At 70.9% G+C, this 16,884-nt stretch carries 11 protein-coding genes; 5 read left to right on the top strand and 6 right to left on the bottom strand.

What is annotated here, in order from left to right; genetic code table 11:
• Positions 1-111 precede the first annotated feature (111 nt).
• A complete protein-coding gene (locus tag E1269_RS17675) occupies positions 112-2,709 on the top strand; it encodes an alpha-L-rhamnosidase (protein WP_131896891.1) in 2,598 nt (865 codons plus the stop codon).
• A 108-nt stretch (positions 2,710-2,817) separates the two neighbouring features.
• Positions 2,818-3,798 carry a sugar-binding transcriptional regulator gene (locus tag E1269_RS17670; protein ID WP_131896889.1) on the top strand — a complete coding sequence of 327 codons (981 nt, stop codon included), beginning with the start codon at positions 2,818-2,820 and terminating at the stop codon, positions 3,796-3,798.
• A gap of 257 nt (positions 3,799-4,055) precedes the next feature.
• Here E1269_RS17670 and E1269_RS17665 read toward each other — a convergent pair whose 3' ends face one another.
• Genes E1269_RS17665 through E1269_RS17650 form a run of 4 tightly spaced genes read right to left on the bottom strand, consistent with a single transcriptional unit; the run spans position 4,056 to position 7,880 of the window.
• Positions 4,056-4,718, bottom strand: coding sequence for an aspartate/glutamate racemase family protein (locus E1269_RS17665; protein ID WP_131896887.1), 663 nt, complete (start codon positions 4,716-4,718; stop codon positions 4,056-4,058).
• A 4-nt stretch (positions 4,719-4,722) separates the two neighbouring features.
• Positions 4,723-5,592, bottom strand: coding sequence for a carbohydrate ABC transporter permease (locus E1269_RS17660; protein WP_203433825.1), 870 nt, complete (start codon positions 5,590-5,592; stop codon positions 4,723-4,725).
• A gap of 46 nt (positions 5,593-5,638) precedes the next feature.
• Complete coding sequence (locus tag E1269_RS17655; protein ID WP_131896883.1) at positions 5,639-6,520, bottom strand: carbohydrate ABC transporter permease; 882 nt, start codon at positions 6,518-6,520, stop codon at positions 5,639-5,641.
• Positions 6,521-6,560: 40 nt separating this feature from the next.
• Positions 6,561-7,880 (bottom strand): ABC transporter substrate-binding protein, encoded by a 1,320-nt coding sequence (locus E1269_RS17650; RefSeq protein WP_131896881.1) that lies wholly within the window; start codon positions 7,878-7,880, stop codon positions 6,561-6,563.
• Between the two features lie 235 nt (positions 7,881-8,115).
• On the opposite strand from E1269_RS17650, the gene E1269_RS17645 reads away from it, so the two are divergent.
• The 3 genes from E1269_RS17645 to E1269_RS17635 are packed head-to-tail and all read left to right on the top strand — an operon-like array spanning position 8,116 to position 12,624.
• The gene (locus E1269_RS17645) at positions 8,116-10,107 is read left to right on the top strand and encodes a glycoside hydrolase family 127 protein (protein ID WP_131896879.1); all 1,992 of its coding nucleotides are present in this window, start codon (positions 8,116-8,118) and stop codon (positions 10,105-10,107) included.
• Between the two features lie 5 nt (positions 10,108-10,112).
• The gene (locus E1269_RS17640; protein ID WP_203433823.1) at positions 10,113-11,369 is read left to right on the top strand and encodes a RuBisCO large subunit C-terminal-like domain-containing protein; all 1,257 of its coding nucleotides are present in this window, start codon (positions 10,113-10,115) and stop codon (positions 11,367-11,369) included.
• Positions 11,362-12,624, top strand: a complete 1,263-nt coding sequence (locus tag E1269_RS17635) for a four-carbon acid sugar kinase family protein (RefSeq protein WP_131896875.1) — start codon at positions 11,362-11,364, stop codon at positions 12,622-12,624. The genes E1269_RS17640 and E1269_RS17635 overlap by 8 nt, the downstream gene beginning before the upstream one ends.
• Before the next feature lie 6 nt (positions 12,625-12,630).
• Here E1269_RS17635 and E1269_RS17630 read toward each other — a convergent pair whose 3' ends face one another.
• Both E1269_RS17630 and E1269_RS17625 read right to left on the bottom strand, forming a co-directional pair.
• Positions 12,631-15,573 carry a glycoside hydrolase family 2 TIM barrel-domain containing protein gene (locus tag E1269_RS17630; protein WP_131896873.1) on the bottom strand — a complete coding sequence of 981 codons (2,943 nt, stop codon included), beginning with the start codon at positions 15,571-15,573 and terminating at the stop codon, positions 12,631-12,633.
• Positions 15,570-16,535 (bottom strand): aldo/keto reductase, encoded by a 966-nt coding sequence (locus E1269_RS17625; RefSeq protein ID WP_131896871.1) that lies wholly within the window; start codon positions 16,533-16,535, stop codon positions 15,570-15,572. The genes E1269_RS17630 and E1269_RS17625 overlap by 4 nt, the downstream gene beginning before the upstream one ends.
• Between the last annotated feature and the right edge of the window lie 349 nt (positions 16,536-16,884).

Below are 16,884 nucleotides of genomic sequence, written 5' to 3'. Positions count from 1 at the left end.
GATCTCCTGTTCAGCCGCGTGTGGAGCGGGACGAGACGCCGCCGGTCAGCGCCGCGGCGGCAGTGGCCCTAGACTATCTTGAATCGTTTCGATCCATGAGGGAGACCCGGCATGGCGACCGTCGTCGACGCACCCCGCTTCGAACACCATCGGGACGCTCTGGGCATCGGCGAGCCGCGACCGCGCCTGTCGTGGCGGGTACGGTCGGCGCCGTCGGGCTGGCGGCAGACCGCCTACCGGATCGACATCGTCAGGAACGGCAACATCCACTCGTACGAGGTGGAGTCCGCCGAGCAGATCCTCGTGCCGTGGCCCGCCTCGCCGCTGCGATCGCGCGAGGCGGCGACGGTCCGGGTCGCCGTCCGTGGGACGAACGGTGCATGGTCGGCGCCGTCCGATCCGGCCACCGTCGAAGTGGGCCTGCTCGCCCCCGCGGACTGGGTCGCCCGGCCGGTCGGTGCCACCTGGAACGAGGACCCCGACTCCGACGAGCGCCGCCCGTCGATCGTTCGCCGGGACTTCGAGGCGCGCGCCGGCCTGGTGCGCGCACGGCTGTACGCGACGGCGCACGGATTGTACGAGGCCGAGATCAACGGTGAGCGGGTCGGCGACGACACCCTGTCGCCGGGGTGGACGGTCTACGGCGAACGGCTGCGCTACTACACCTACGACGTCACCGGGCTCGTCCGGCCCGGCCAGAACGCCATCGGCGCGTGGCTCGGCGACGGTTGGTACCGCGGCCGTCTGGGGTGGCGGGGCGGCTTCCGCAACCTCTACGGCTACGACCTGTCGTTCCTCGGGCAGCTCGAGCTGACCTACGCCGACGGCACGCGCGAGGTGGTCGCCACCGATCCCTCGTGGCGCGCCGCACCCAGCCCGATCATCCGCACCGGCATCTACGACGGCGAGGACCACGACGCCCGCGAGGAGCAGCCGGGGTGGTCCCGCGCGGGCTTCGACGACAGCGCCTGGGAGGTCGTCTCGGTGCGCCACCGCGATCCCGCGACGCTCGTGGCACCGACCGCACCCCCGGTCCGCCGTACCCAGGACGTCGCGCCCGTCGCGGTGCTCACCAGCCCCAGCGGCCGCCACATCCTCGACTTCGGCCAGAACCTCGTCGGGCGCGTGCGCATCCGCGCGACCGGCGAGGCGGGCGCGTCGGTCTCACTGCGCACCGCGGAGGTGCTCCAGGACGGCGAGCTGTACACCCGGCCGTTGCGAGAGGCGCGCTCCACCGACACGTACACCTTGGCCGGACGCCCGGACGGCGAGGAGTGGGAGCCACGTTTCACGTTCCACGGCTTCCGCTACGTCGAGGTGTCCGGCTGGCCCGGCGACCTCGACGCCGCGGCCGGCGACGGTTCGATCGTCGCCCGGGTCATCCACACCGACCTTGAGCGCACCGGCTGGTTCGAGTCGTCCGACCCGCTGCTCAACCGCCTGCACGACAACGTCGTGTGGGGCATGAGGGGCAACGTCGTCGACATCCCGACCGACTGCCCCCAGCGCGACGAGCGGGTCGGCTGGACCGGCGACATCCAGGTCTTCGGGCCGACCGCGTCGTACCTGTTCGACGTGAGCGGCATGCTGTCGGGCTGGCTGCGCGACGTCGCGATCGAGCAGTTGCCCGACGGGACGGTGCCCTGGTACGTGCCGGTCATCCCCGCGCACCAGATGTGGACGCCGCTGCGTCCGGGCGCGGCGTGGGGCGACGTCGCCACGCTGCTGCCGTGGACGCTCTACGAGCGGTTCGCCGACCTCGGCGTGCTCGACGCGCAGTTCGACAGCGCGCGCCGCTGGGTGGACCTCGTCGAGCGCCTGTCGGGCCCGTCACGACGGTGGGACACCGGATTCCAGCTCGGCGACTGGCTCGATCCGGCGGCACCTCCCGAGGACCCGGCCGACGCGCGTACCGACCGCTATCTGGTGGCGACGGCGTACTTCGCGCGGTCGACGCGCATCGTCGCGCGCATGGCCGAGGCACTGGGGCTCGCCGCGGAGACCGAGCGGTACGACGCCCTGGCCGACGAGGTCGCCGCGGCCTTCGCGGCGGCGTACGTGCACGACGACGGGACGATGACCAGCGACGCGCAGACCGCCTACGCCCTGGCGCTCCGGTTCGACCTGATCCCCGACGAGAACGGCCGCGCTGCCGCGGCGACCCGCCTGGCCGAGCTGGTGCGCAAGGCTGGCAACCGAATCGCGACCGGCTTCGTGGGCACGCCGCTGGTGACCGATGCGCTGAGCGACTCGGGCCACACCGAGACCGCGTACGACCTCCTCATGGAGCGCGAGTGTCCGTCGTGGCTGTACCAGGTGACGATGGGCGCCACGACCGTGTGGGAGCGGTGGGACTCGCTGCTGCCCGACGGCACCGTCAACCCCGGCACCATGACGTCGTTCAACCACTACGCCCTCGGCGCGGTGGCCGACTGGATGCATCGTGTGGTCGCGGGCCTGGCACCGGCGGAGCCCGGTTATCGGCGCATCCGCTTCGCACCGCGGCCCGGCGGCGGGCTGACGTCGGCCGCCGCCCGTCACCTCACCCCGTACGGCGAGGCCGCCATCTCCTGGCGCCTCGACGGGCGGGACCTCCACGTCGACGCGGTGGTGCCGGTCGGCGCCGAGGCGGTCCTCCAGCTGAACGGTCGCGACGACGAGACCCTCCCGCCCGGTACGCACACCCGAACCACGACCTTGCCGCGCTGATCCGGGACCGTCCCGGCCCGGCGACTGGCCGATCCGCTGCTGGATGAATATCCTTTCGTTAGCGAATCGCGATGCCGGCGACCGGGGTCGCCATCGATCGGAGCAGACGTGTCCAAAGCGCGCGCCACGCGTCCCCAGGACGGCCAGGTCCGCCTGCTCACCAAGGTCGCCCGCATGTACCACGAGCGGGGTGTCCGGCAGGCGGACATCGCCGCTGCGCTCAATATCTCACAGGCGAAGGTCTCGCGGCTGCTCAAGCGCGCCGAGGCCGTGGGCATCGTCCGCACTACCGTCACCGTCGCGCCCGGCGTCTACTCCGAGCTGGAGGAGCAGCTGGAGGAACAGTACGGCATCGCCGAGGCGGTCGTCGTCGACGTCGACTCCGACGCCGACGAGGCCGAGCTGTTGGCCGCGGTCGGCGCCGGCGCGGCCGCGTACCTCGAGGCGACGCTGTCGGGCGGAGACCGCATCGGGGTGTCCTCCTGGAGCCAGACCGTGCTCGCGATGGTCGAACGCCTGCGGCCGTTCACCGTCCGCGGCGCGACCGAGGTCGTGCAGCTGCTCGGCGGCATCGGCGCGCCCGAGGCACAGAGCCACTCCAACCGCATCCTGGGCGAGCTCGCCCGCATGCTCGGTGCGGAGCCCGTCTACGTCCAGGCGCCCGGCGTGGTCGCCAGTCCCGCCGTCCGCGACAGCCTGCTCTCCGATCCGTCGATGCAGGAGGTCACGCGGCACTGGCGCGAGCTGACGATGACCATCATGGGCATCGGCAGCATCGAACCGTCCGACGTCCTGGCCACCAGCGGCAACGCGTTCGAGGTCGAGGAGCGCCGCGCGCTGGTCGACGACGGCGCGGTCGGCGACATCTGCCACCGCATCTTCCGCGCCGACGGCTCACTCGTGCGCGGCGAGCTCGACGACCGCATCATCGCCATCCCCGTCGACGACCTCACGCGCATTCCGCGACGCGTCGGCATCGCCGGCGGTAGCCGCAAGCTCGACGCGATCCACGGGGCCTTGGCCGGCGGGTGGGTCACCACCCTCGTGACCGATCTCCGCACCGCGAACGAGCTCACCGCGCGCGCCTGACCGCGGCGACTTCTTGATCAGGTGTAGCAAGCGCGCCGAACGATGGGCGACATCACCAGGACTTCTGGTGCGTCACCATGCTTGCGTCCCTGGTGAGGGCGAGAAGTCCTGGTGATGTGCACCGGCCCTCGCGACGTCGGCGGCATCGGCCCAGCTCAGCGTGGCGGAGGATTTCCAGCGCACCGGGGACGGCCGACGATGACGCGACAACCTCTCCGGCAGCACAAGTCTGCTCCTGATCATGGGAACGCGTGCCGTCAGAGCTCGTCGACAGCCTCGCGCAGCCGGCGGATGCCCGGCTCCAGGCTGGTCAGAACCGGCACCTCGACGACTACCGCCGCAGCGGCGCTCGCCATCGACGCCTGGGCCAGCACGACCACGTCGCAGTCACGGGCAACCCGCTCGATGGCCTCGGCCACGAGGCGGTCGTGCGAGGACCGGTCCCCACTCGACACCGCGGCGAAGGCGCCGTCGACGATCTCGCTCGTGATAGTCGGCGAGCGGCCGGCGAGCGCCGCGCGCTCCTCGATGAGCCCGGTCGTGGGCGCACAGGTGGTCGGCAGCGTGGCCAGGACGGCGATCCGGGCACCGGCCGCGACCGCGGCGTCGGCCATCGCCTCGTCGATCCGCAGGACCGGGACGCCGACGGCCCGCGCCGTCGGAGCCGCGAGCGTCGAGATCGACGAACACGTGAGCATGACGAGGTCCGCGCCGGCGTCCCGCGCGGCACCGACCAGCCCTTCGAGCCGAGCGGGCACCGACGCCGCCCGCTCGGGATCGGCGAGGTCGGGGACGATCTTGTCGTCGAGGTAGTTGACCGTCGTCGCCTCGGGCAGGTGCTGGCGCGCCAGATCCATGACCGGCGGGATGACCACCGCCCCGGTGTGGACGAACGCGACGCGCGGTGCGGATCCGGTCACTCGGTCACCCCTTCAACGACCCGGCGGCCAACCCCGCCATGATCTTCTTGTTCAGGAACGCGAACACGACGAGCAGCACCACGATGTTGACACTGATGGCCGCGAACAGCGGACCGTACTGCGTGGAGCCGTACTCGTCGCTCAGGCTCAACAGGCCCAGCTGGATCGTAGCCAGCTCCGGATCGGTCGTGAACGTCAGCGCGATGAGCAGGTCGTTGAAGACGCTGAAGAACTGGATGAGGCCGATGGTGAGCATGGCGTTGCGCATGAGCGGCACGCCGATAAGGAAGAACGACCGAAGCGGCCCGGACCCGTCCACGGCCGCCGCCTCGAAGATCTCGCGCGGCATCGACCGGAAATAGGCGGCCATCAGGAACGTCGTCAGCGGCAGGCCCATCGCCGTGTACGTGAGGACGAGTGGCCAGAGGGTGTCCGTCAGGCCGGCGCGGAAGTACATGGTGAACAGCGGCACGAGGATCATCTGACCGGGCACCATGATGCCGGCGAGGACGAACAGCAGCGTGTTGTGCCGCCCCTTCCAGATCATGATCTCCAGGGCGTAGCCGGCGGCCACGCCCAGGATGATGATGAGGAACACCGACGGGAGCGTCACCAGCATGCTGTTGCGGTAGTTGAGGGCGACGTCGCCGCGGGTGAGCGCCGTGACGTAGTTCTCGAAATCGAGACTCTCCGGCAGGGCCCAGGCGGGGTTCTCGAAGAACTCGGTGGGGGTCTTGAACGACCCGAGGATCATCCACAGCAGCGGGTACAGAACGACCACGAGCAGCAGCCCGACGGCACACCAGACCGGAAGACGGCGCAGGCGGCGCCGGGCGCGGCGGCGGAAGGGCTGCGTGGCCCGGCGGCTTGGCACGCGTGCTGCCGATCCCGATTCCACGAGGCTCTGCGTAGTTGTCACGTCAGTCCTCCACCCGCCTGCGGGACGACCGGAAGACGGTGAGCGTGAACACGAGGCACAACAGGGTCAGCACCAGTGCGATCGTGCTTCCGTAGCCGTACTCGGCGTACTCGAAGGCGGTCCGGTACATGTACAGGGTCAGCGGCGCCGTGGAGGTGCCTGGCCCGCCGTTGTTGAGCGCGAGGAGGCTGTCGAAGACCTTGAGGGTGGCGTTGAGGCTGAAGATGATCGACGACAGCAGGATGGGCAGCGACAGCGGGATGATGACGTGGCGCACCATCCTGAGTCCACCCGCGCCGTCCAGGCGCGCGGACTCGATCACCTCGTCGGGGATGTCGAGCAGACCGGTGTACAGCAGGACGGCGTAGAAGCCCATGGAGCTCCACAGCGTCATCGCGAGAGCGGTGCCCATGGTGCCCCACGTGGAGGCCATGAACTCGACGCTCTCCCCTCCGGCGGCGTTGATGATCTCGTTGACGGGCCCCTGCGTGTCCCCGACGGCCACGAAGCTGCGGAACAGCAGCGCCACCGCGACGGTCGGCAGCACCATCGGGAAGAAGACGGCGGTCCGCACGAACGCCGAACCCTTCCGCAGCACGAAGACGTACAGCAGCGCGAGCAGGTAGCCGAGCGTGACCTGGCCGATCGTGGCCAGGACCGCGAACATGATGCTCACGCGCACCGACTGCAGCGCGGCGTCGTCGGAGAGGAACGTCGTGAAGTTGTCGAAGCCGACGAACTCGAACCCGCGCAGCGTGTTGCCCTCGAAGAACGAGAGGCCCAGCGACCACGCGACGGGCACGACCTTGAGGAAGACGTAGATCGCCAGCGTCGGCAGCAAGAGGATCAGGATCGTCTTGCGGTCTCCGTAGACGCGATTCATGCGGTTGCCTTCGTGACGGGCCGGGGCGGCTCTGCCGGGGTCAGCGGGCGGCGTCGATGCTCGCCTGGAGGTCGGCCATGTATTGCTCCGGTGTCATCTGACCCGTCGTCAGCAGCGTCACGTTGGTCGACGCCAGCGAGTTGGACTTGGAGTCGAAGAGGGCCTCGAACCAGGCGACGGTTTCGTCGATCTCCGCGAGCTGCTCCTGGATCAGCTTCGTCGTCTCCGGGATGTCCGTCACCTCGCCGTTGACCCGGAAGCCCGACAGGACGCCGGCGTCGGACAGCGCCTGCTGGCCGTAGTTCTCGGCGATGCACGCGATCCAGTCGGCGACCTTGGGACCGGCGGCGTCGGGGTTGGCCGCCATCGCAGCGCCGGCGTTCGCCGGCCACTGATCGGCCGTGCCCGCGCCGCCCTCGACCTCGGGGAAGGGGATGAAGCCGACGTTCTCGACCCCGATCTGATTCTGCGTCTCGTCGTTGATGCTGCTGAGCATCCAGGTGCCGTCGTACTTCATCGCCGCCCGGCCGCTGAGGAAGGCCGCCGTCGCAGCATCGGGCTCGAGGGAGATGAAGCCCTCGCCGAAGAAGCCGCTCTCGGCCATCTGCTGGAGCGCCTCGGCACCGGCGAGGTACTCGGGGTCAGTGAGCTCGGCCTCGCCGTCGCGGATCTTCTCCATGGCGTCGGGGCCGACGTTGCGGAAGATGTACATGCCGATGAGGCGCGTCAGCGGCCACCCGGCGGCGCCGCCCTGCGCGAACGGCTGGTAGCCGGCCGCGAGAAGCTCGTCTCCGGCGGCGATGAGCTGGTCGAAGGTCTGCGGCTCGGAGATGCCGAGCTCGGCGAAGATCGCCTTGTTGTACCAGATACCTTCGAGGTTGTACTGGTACGGCAGGGACACCATGCCGCCGTAGATGTGCTCCACCGTCGACGCGGCCGCGGGCAGGACGTTGTCCCACGCGTCCTCCTGGGTGAGCAGCTCCTCGTAATCGAGCACCATCCCCGCCGCGCCGAGGTCGCCGTCGGGCTGGACCATCGCGGTTCCGGCGATGAAGTGGGCAGGCAGCGCGTCCTGGCTGGCCAGCAGCGTAACCTTCTGGACGGTGTCGGCCTGCGCCGTCTTCTGGTGCTCCAGCGGCAGGGCCTCGTTCTCGGCCTTGCACTGGTTCTCGGCCAGCGCGGTGAGCTGGGCCTCGAGGGTCTCGTTCTCATTGGCGGTGAGCACGGTGAAGGCGTCGGGGTCAGTCCCGTCACCGCTGCCGTCGGTCGCGTCGCCGCCACCACAGGCCGCGAGGGGTGCGACGGCGACGAGTACGAGACCGGCTGCCGTCGGCGTCCGGCGATTGCGGCGGCTGACCATGACGTCCTCCTTGACGACGACCATGCGACTTCGGGGTTTGACGCCTGACAGTAGGCTTGGATCGAGAGTGTGTCAACAGTCAATCTTGAATTTCTATTCATCTTGTGGCGCGCTGTTGAATTTCCATGCATGCTTGCGAGAACTTGCAGCCGCCCGTAATCTGGCCGCGGGACCACGCCTGGTTGCCGGCGCCGCGAGCCCACGACGAGACTGAAGCCCTCTCGGAAGGAACCCGATGCCCGCCACGACAGCGCTCCGGGCGCACGCCCGCCTGAGACCGCTCGGTGCCGACAAAGCCCGCTGGACGGGAGGCTTCTGGGGTCACGTGCACGACCGCACCCGGGATGTGACGATCCCTCAGATCTGGGACTCGCTGCAGAACCCGGCGGTCAGCCCCGGCCTGACGAACTTCCGCATCGCCGCCGGGCTCGAACAGGGCACCCACTCCGGCCCGCCGTTCATGGACGGCGACCTCTACAAGTGGCTGGAGGCAGCGGTCGCGCGCCTCGAGACCGACCCGGACCCCGAGCTCGCGACGACCATCGACGGGGTCGCTCAGCTCATCGCGTCGGTGCAGCGAGAGGACGGCTACCTGCACACGCCGACCATCATCTCCGCCCGCAACGACGAGAACGTGTCGGAGCTGGCCGACCGCTTCCACTTCGAGACCTACAACCTCGGCCACCTCATCACCGCCGGCGTACGGCACCATGAAGTCACCGGCTCGACCACCCTGCTCGATGCCGCGCGGAAAGCCGCCGGCTTCCTGGAACACCTCGCCGCCGACAAGCCCGTCGAGCTCGCACGCAGCGCGATCTGCCCGTCGCACTACATGGCGGTGATCGACCTCTACCGGGCCACCGGGGACGAGCGTTGCCTCCGGCTGGCCGAGGCGTTCCTGCGGGTACGGGACGACTTCCAGGGCGGCGACGACAACCAGGACCGCGTGCCCGTCCGCGAACAGACCGTGATGGCCGGTCACGCAGTGCGCGCCAACTACCTGTTCGCGGGGCTCGCCGATCTCGTCATGGAGACGGGCGACGACCAACTCGCCGGCGTCCTGACGCGGCTGTGGGACGACGTCGTCGACACGAAGCTCTACATCACCGGTGGCTGCGGCGCGCTGTACGACGGCGCGTCCCCCGACGGATATCCGTGGCAGGACCAGATCAGCCGGGTCCACCAGGCCTACGGCCGCGCGTACCAGCTACCGCACACGACTGCGCACAACGAGTCGTGCGCCAACGTCGGCATGATCCTGTGGAGCGAGCGGATGCTGTCGCTCACCGGCGACGCGAAGTACGCCGACGTGATCGAGCAGATCGCCTTCAACAGCCTGCTCGCGAGCGTCAGCCTCGAAGGCTCGGAGTACTTCTACACCAACCCGCTGCGCCAGGTACGCGACCTGCCGTATCCCCTGCGGCGCCCCGGAGACACCGCCATCCGCCCCGCCCCGCAGCCACCGCCCTCCGACGCCCGGCTGCGCCAGGCCTACCTCTCCGTCTTCTGCTGCCCACCCAACATCGCGCGCACCCTGGCGCGCTTCCACGAACGGGTCGCCGCGCTGGGCGACGACGGCCTGTACGTGCACCTCTACGGCGGCAGCGACCTTCGGGTCTCGACCGACGACGGCCGCGCGCTCGCCCTGCACGAGGACAGCGACTACCCGTGGGACGGGCGGATCACGTTCACCGTCACCGAGGCGGCGGGCGGTGGTCTCCCGCTGCGGCTTCGCATCCCGGGCTGGGCGACGGACGCCTCGCTGCGCGTCAACGGCGAGAGCGCCACGGTGACAGCGCCGGGTTCCTACACCCGGGTCGATCGCGACTGGCTGGCCGGCGACGTGGTCGAGCTGACCCTGCCGATGCCGGTCCGGGTGACCCGCGCGCATCGCCTGGCCGAGGAGGCGACCAACCAGGTGGCCGTGCGTCGCGGCCCGCTTGTCTACTGCCTCGAGAGCACCGACCTCGCCGACGGGGTCACGCTCGAGCAGGCTGCGCTGCGGCGCGGTGCCGCGCTGACGCCCGTCGACGCCGACATCGCGGGGCACCGTGTCGTTGCCCTCGATGTCGAGCTGGCCGTGCTACCGGCCGGATCCGAGGATTCTCTGTACGAGGACCTCACCGACGCCGAGGTGTCCACCACCTCGGCGCGGCTCGTGCCCTACTACGCGTGGGGCAACCGCGGGCGGAGCGAGATGACCGTGTGGCTCCCGGTGGTCTGGTGACCCACGTGACCAGTCGCCAGGTCGTCGCCACGTACATCGTAGAGACGTCCCTTCCCCTCGACGTCGCCGCCGAGGTCCTTGCCGGCGAACAGTCCACGGGCACGTTCGTCCGGGTCGAGCGCGAGTCCGACGACCTCCGGGCGCGCTTCGCAGCGCAGGTCCACGCGATCGAAGAGCTGCCTCTCACCGGCGGCTCACCGCTTCCCGGTTCGATCGGTGACCCGGACGAACGCCGCCGCGCCCGGCTGAGCCTGCGCTTCCCGCTGGACAACTTCGGCCCGTCGATGCCGAACCTGCTGGCGGCGGTCGCCGGCAACCTCTTCGAGCTGAAGGAGTTCGCCGCCGTCAAGCTCGTCGACCTCGAGCTGCCACTGCCGTTCGCGGACCGTTACCCCGGTCCTGCCTTCGGCGTCGACGGCACCCGGCGGCTCATGAGCCGCTCCGAGGGCGCCATGATCGGGACGATCATCAAACCGAGCATCGGCCTTTCCCCGGCCGAGCTCGCCGAGCTCGTCGGGGAGCTCGCCGAGGCGGGCGTCGACTTCATCAAGGACGACGAGCTGCAGGGCAACGGGCCGGCAGCGCCGCTGGCCGAGCGGGTCCGGGCGGTCATGCCGGTGCTGGAGCGCCACGCCGACCGCACCGGCCGGAAGCCGATGTACGCGTTCAACATCACCGACGACATCGGGCGGCTCGCGGCGAACCACGATCTCGTGATGGCCGCGGGCGGCACCTGCGTCATGGTGTGCGTCAACCTCGTCGGCCTGGCCGGGCTCGAGTTCATCCGCCGCCACGCCGCCGTCCCGATCCACGGTCACCGGGCGATGATCGGGGCGATCAGTCGGTCTGACCAGGTCGGGATAGGGTTCCGGGCGTGGCAGAAACTCGCTCGCCTCGCGGGCGCCGACCACCTGCACACCAACGGGATCAGCAACAAGTTCTACGAGTCCGACGCGCAGGTGCTCGACTCCATCGCCGCGGTCCGCGAGCCGCTCCTCGGGCTCACCTCGACCGTCCCGGTGCTGTCCTCCGGCCAGTGGGGCGGCCTGGCACACGCGACCTATGCCGCCGTGCGCACCACCGACCTGCTCGTCCTGGCCGGTGGCGGCATTCACGGCCACCCGGACGGAGCGGCGGCGGGCGTGGCCAGCATGCGTGAGGCCTGGGAGTCCGCGGCGCTCGGCGAGACCGCGGACACGGCGTTCGCGCGTTCGCAGCCGCTGCGCCGCGCCGCCGAGTTGTTCGGCCCGGTCCGTGCCTAGAGCTCGCGCCGCGTTCTACGGCGACGACTTCACCGGCAGCGTCGACGCGTTGCTGCAGTTCGCGCGGCGCGGATGGACCGGCCGGCTGTTCACGCGGCTGCCGGCTCAGGAGGCGCTGCGTCGCGCCGCCGCGGAGGTGGACGTCGTCGGCGTCGCCGGCATCGCCCGCTCGCTGCCGACGGCGGCCATGGCCACCGAGCTGACCAGGATGTTCGAGGCGTTCGCCGCGCTCGATCCGCAGGTCGTGCAGTACAAGGCATGCTCGACCGCGGACTCCTCACCCGCGGTCGGCAGCCTCGGCCGCGTCGTCGAGCTCGGCCGCGCGATCGTCGCCGACCGGCCGGTGCCGATGCTGTTCGCCCAACCCGACTTCGGGCGCTACACGATCTTCGGTCACCACTTCGCCGCCGAGGACGGCGTCGTCTACCGGCTGGACCGGCAGCCGACCATGTCGGCGCACCCGTCCACCCCGATGACGGAGTCCGATCTCGCCCTGCACGTGGGGCGGCAGACGGAGCTCCCGGTCGGCTCGCTGCCGTTCACCGCGTACGACGAGCAGCTCGCCGAGCGCATCGGCACCAGCGACGCGGCGGCGCTCGTTCTGGACGCGGTGGACGACGAGCACCTCGTCGCCGTCGGCCGGGCCGTGCTCCGCATCCCGCCTCCGGTGTTCGCGATCGGCTCGGGTGGGCTGAGCCACGCCATCGCCGCGGCCGACCCGATGGGCTCCCCGCGGCCGCCCGCCTCCGCACCCGCCGAGGGACCGGTCCTCGTCGTCTCCGGAAGCCTCTCCCCGCGGACGCGACGGCAAGCCGACGCGGCGGCGGCCGAAGGCTGGCTGGTGCGCCCGCTGCCGATCGCGCCGGCCGGGCCCGACCAGGTTCTGGAGCAGACGGTGCACGCGCTTCGCGGCGGCCGTAGCGTCGCCCTGACGTCGGACGACGCCGATGCTTCCGCGGCGGCCGGGCGGCCCGTCCTCGACCTGATCGCCCAGGCCGCGGCGACCGTCGTCGACACCGCCGTGCGCGCCGGGCTGACCCGCCGCGTCATCGTCTGCGGCGGCGACACCTCCGGCCGGGTCACGCGCCTGCTGGGTGTCGAGTCGCTCTCGATCGCCGCGAACCCGTGGCACAACGTCGTCCTGCTGCGCGCGCACGCCGCCGAACCCGCCATCGACGGCCTCGAGCTGCTGCTCAAGGGCGGGCAGGTCGGCGGCGACCGCCTCTTCCAAGAGGTACTGGCCCTGGGCGGCTGAGCCGCCTCAGACGGCCCCCAGCCGGACCCGCCACACGGTGCGCTCCCGGGGGATGCGGTAGCGCTCCGGCAGCGCCGGCCCGACGGATGCCGAGCCGACGCCCTGCTGCGCATGGTCGAGGTTGAGCCACACCCGGCCCGAGTCGACAAGATCATGCGGCTTTCGTGCCTCCTGGAGCGCGACGGAGGTCCAGCGTCGGGCCGTGAAGTCGAAGTGCGGCTCGCCGACGACGCGCAGGCAGGGGAGGTCCGGGCCGGTGAGCTGGAGCCAGCGGGTCTGCACGTGGTTGCCGTTCTCCTGCGGGACCGGGTACGGCACCTGCAGGTCGTCGACCGTCCGGGCGTAGCGCCCGATGCGCGAGCCCTCGAAGGAGTCGACGTAGGTCTCCCCCGGACCGCGTCCGAACCACTCGGCCCGCTCTACGCCACCGGGCAGCGCGAACAGTAGTCCCAGCCGCGGCACCCAGACGTCGCGGTGCAGGTACGGCGTGTCCGCCCAGGGCCCGACGAAGTCCGCGGTCGCCTCCAGCGCGACGCCGTCGTCGTCCTCGGTCCACAACATCGTCCACGCGACACCGTGCGGGTGCGTGCGCGGCGCGGTGCGGCCGGCGACCCGCAGCCACCCGTCGCCCGCGCTGACGGCATCGGTGCGATGGAGCATCCGGTGTAGCGCTGTCTTGCGCCACACCGAGGCGATGTCGTTGATCGCGCCCTGACCGTGGTCGTTCTCCGTCGGCGCGCGGTGGAGGTCCAGCCACGGTCCGTCCAGCTCGAGCGCGCCGAGCCGGCGCAGGCGCCCGCTGACCGCGTCGAACACGGCCTCGCCCACGGCGACCTCGCCGTCGTCGACGGTCACGGCGCGGCCGGGCGGCGCCGGCCGGGGCGCCCGCGCGGGCGTCGACGTCAGCAAGGTCTGCCCCCACGCGACGACATGCCCGGCATCGGCCCACACGGTGTCGTCGGCGAGCGCCGCCTCGACCGTCAGCACCAGGTCTCCGCGACCAGCGTGGCCGGTCGCGCCTGCTGGCAGCGGCAGCTCCACGGTCTCGCCCGGCCCCAGCGGCGGCACGGCCAGGGCGCTCGACGCGCGCGGCGTCTCGTCGTCCTCCAGGGTCCAGCGGAAGACGAGGTCGTCGGTGGAGGCGCTGTGCCTGGCGTTGGCGATCGTGACGGCGCTGCCGACCGTGATCGAGACCGGCTCGTAGGCCTTGGCGAGCTCGACCAGGCCGGGGGTCGGCGTGCGGTCGCTGAAGACGAGCCCGTCCAGGCAGAACCGCCGGCCGCTGGGTTCGTAGTCGACGTCCTCGCCGTGCATGACGAACGGCGTGCCGTCGTCGGCGACCGCGTTGTAGCCGTGGTCGATCCACTCCCACACGAAGCCACCGCAGATGCGGTCGTGCGTGGACAGGATCCGCCAGTAGTCGCTCAGCGAGCCGGGTCCGTTGCCCATGGCGTGGGCGTACTCGATCAGCAGGAACGGGAGGGCGCGCCGGCGGGCGTCCTCGTCGGCACTGATGCCCGCGGGCGTGGGCTCCTCGTGCCGTCCGATCTGCTCCAGCAGGTCGAGCGAGGGGTACATGAGGGAGTAGAAGTCGGAGTTGCGGTAGCTCGGGTCACGCTCGTAGACGACCGGGCGGGACGGGTCGCGCTCGCGCAGCCAGCGCTCCATCTCGCCGAACGTCTCACCCGTCCAGCTCTCGTTCGCCAGCGACCAGATGACGACGCTCGGGTGGTTCTTGTCGCGCTCGACCGTGCGGTGCAGCCGGTCCATGACGGCGTCTCTCCATGCCGGGTCGGCGGGCGGGTTGCCGTCCCACCCCGCGTAGATGAAACCGTGCGTCTCCAGGTCGCACTCCACGACGACCCACAGGCCGTACTCGTCGCACAGGCGCAGGAACTCCGGGTGCGGCGGATAGTGGCTGGTGCGTACGGCGTCGACGTTCGCGCGCTTCATCATGACGATGTCCTGGATCATGGTCGCCCGGTCCAGGGTGCGCCCAGTGTCGGGGTGGTGCTCGTGCCGGTTCACGCCGCGGAACTTCACCGGGCGGCCGTTGACGGTGAAGACGCCGTCGACGATCTCCACCCGCCGGAACCCGACCGCGAGGTCGACCGCCTCGCCGTCGGACCGCAGCACGCCCCGGTAGAGGCGGGGCGAATCCGCGCTCCACGGCTCGACGGCGACGCTCGCGGTCCGCCCCGCCGGCATCAGCACGCCCAGCTCCGGGATCTCCACCACGGCGTCCACCGGGCAGTCGACCCGCAGCGTACCGAGCCCGGTGGCGGGGTCGTAGCCGGCATGCACGAAGTGGTCGTCGATGGCTCCCGACGTCGGCCGGGCGAGCAGCTCGACGTCACGGAAGATCCCCGGCAGCCACCACATGTCCTGGTCTTCGAGGTAGGTTCCTGCCGACCACCGGTGGACCCGCACCGCGAGCACGTTGCGGCCGGGGCGCACCGGCGCGTCGAACTCGAACGGCAGGCGGCTGCCCGTGGACCAGCCCAGCTCGCGGCCGTTGAGCCACACTTTGGCGCAGGAGTCGACTCCCTGGAACCGCAGCACGGCCGGGCCGAAGCCCGCCGGGACGCCGAAGACGAGGCGGTAGTCCCCGGTCGGGTTCTCGGCCGGGACTCGCGGCGGATCGAGCGGGATGGGATAGGCGGTGTTGGTGTACAGCGGGCCTTCCTCGGTGCCGCGCATGGAGCGCGCCGGTCCGCCCGACAGCGGGGTGAACTCCTCGAGGACCCAGTGCGACGGCACCCGCATCGTGTCCCAGGCCGAGTCGTCGAAGTCGTCCGCCACGAACGCGGCACCGGTGCCGTCCGCCGTCGGTGACAGCCGGAAGCGCCACACCCCGTTCAGGCTCAGGACGGCCGCGTCGCTCACCGCGTCGGCACGGGGCGCCCGGCGGCCGGCGCCGGGTTCGGTGCTCTCCCAGTACCCGGTCATCGCTGTCCCTCCAGCGGAGGGTCGCTGATGGGCGTCGGAGCGGGACCCAGCTCGTCCAGCTCCTCCCACACCGCGTCCGGCGGGGGCGTCGAGCGCAGCGCGTCCAGCTCTGCCAGCCGGCTCGCGGAGGACGCGCCCACCACCGTCGAGTCGACCAGCGGTGACCGGATCGAGAACCAGAGCGCGACCGCGACGAGTGACGTTCCGTGGTCCGCGCAGATCCGTTCGGCCCGCTCGACCCAGGCCACCAAGTCCGGCGGCGCCGGGCGGTACGCATAACTCGCATCCGTCCTGGCGCCGGTGGCCAGGATGCCGGCGCCGAACGGAGCGGCGTTGAACACACCCATGCCGCGCGTGCGCGCGTTCTCGAACAGCGACTGCGCACTGCGGTCGACGAGCGTGAAACGGTTGTGGCTGAGCACCACGTCGAACGCGCCGGTGTCGACATACGCGGTCATCAGCGGGATGGGGCCGGCCGCGATGCCGATGGCGTCGACGGTGCCGGCGTCGCGCAGCTCGACCAGCGCCTCGACCGCGCCTCCCGGACCGGTCGCCTCGGCGAACGAGACCGAGTAGGGGTCGTGCAGGTGGAGCACCGGCACCCGCTCCACACCCAGGCGCTCGATGCTCTCCTCGAACGAACGGAGCACTCGCTCGCGCCCGAAGGCGCCGGTCTCCGGATCGCGGTCGACCTTGGTGACGACCCCGGCCGAGGCGTTCCCGAGAGTGCGCCGCGCCAGCCCGAGCACGGCCTCCGACCGCCCGCCGCCATACGTGTTCGACGTGTCCAGCAGCGCGAACGGCCCGGTGAGCATGGCTCGTGCCGTCGCGACCGCCGCCTCCTCAGCCGGGGAACCCGCCGCGGTGTCACGGCCGAGCGACGACGTGCCGATCGTGAGATCAGTGACCGGGATGCCGGTGGAGCCCAGGCGGCGTTCGGATGCGACCGGCGAGCGTGTCATGCATATCCATTCTCTGGTGAATCGGATCTCCATCTTAGCCGCCGCAGCCGCAGGGGCCGCACGCTCACCGTTCCCAGGTTCACGGCGATGGTGGGAAGTTTGGTGGCGCCACACAGCCCCACCACCCACCATCACACGAGGACCCGCGATGACGGACTCGATGTTGATGAAGGCGTCCCCGGGGCAGCGGGACCGTCCGGTGGGCCGTCGGAACCACCGACAGCCAGCCGCCCTCGTGGCTGCGCAATCCGGTCCGCTGGCGCGGGCGCTCGGCGGCCATCAGGAGGACTTCGCGTGCATCACGAGGCTTGCGAGCATGGTGCGACACGAGATCTCGTGCTGAACGTGA

It is taken from the genome of Jiangella asiatica (assembly GCF_004349065.1).
In the GTDB taxonomy this organism is placed as follows: domain Bacteria; phylum Actinomycetota; class Actinomycetes; order Jiangellales; family Jiangellaceae; genus Jiangella; species Jiangella asiatica.
This window is presented reverse-complemented; position numbering and strand designations above follow the sequence as displayed.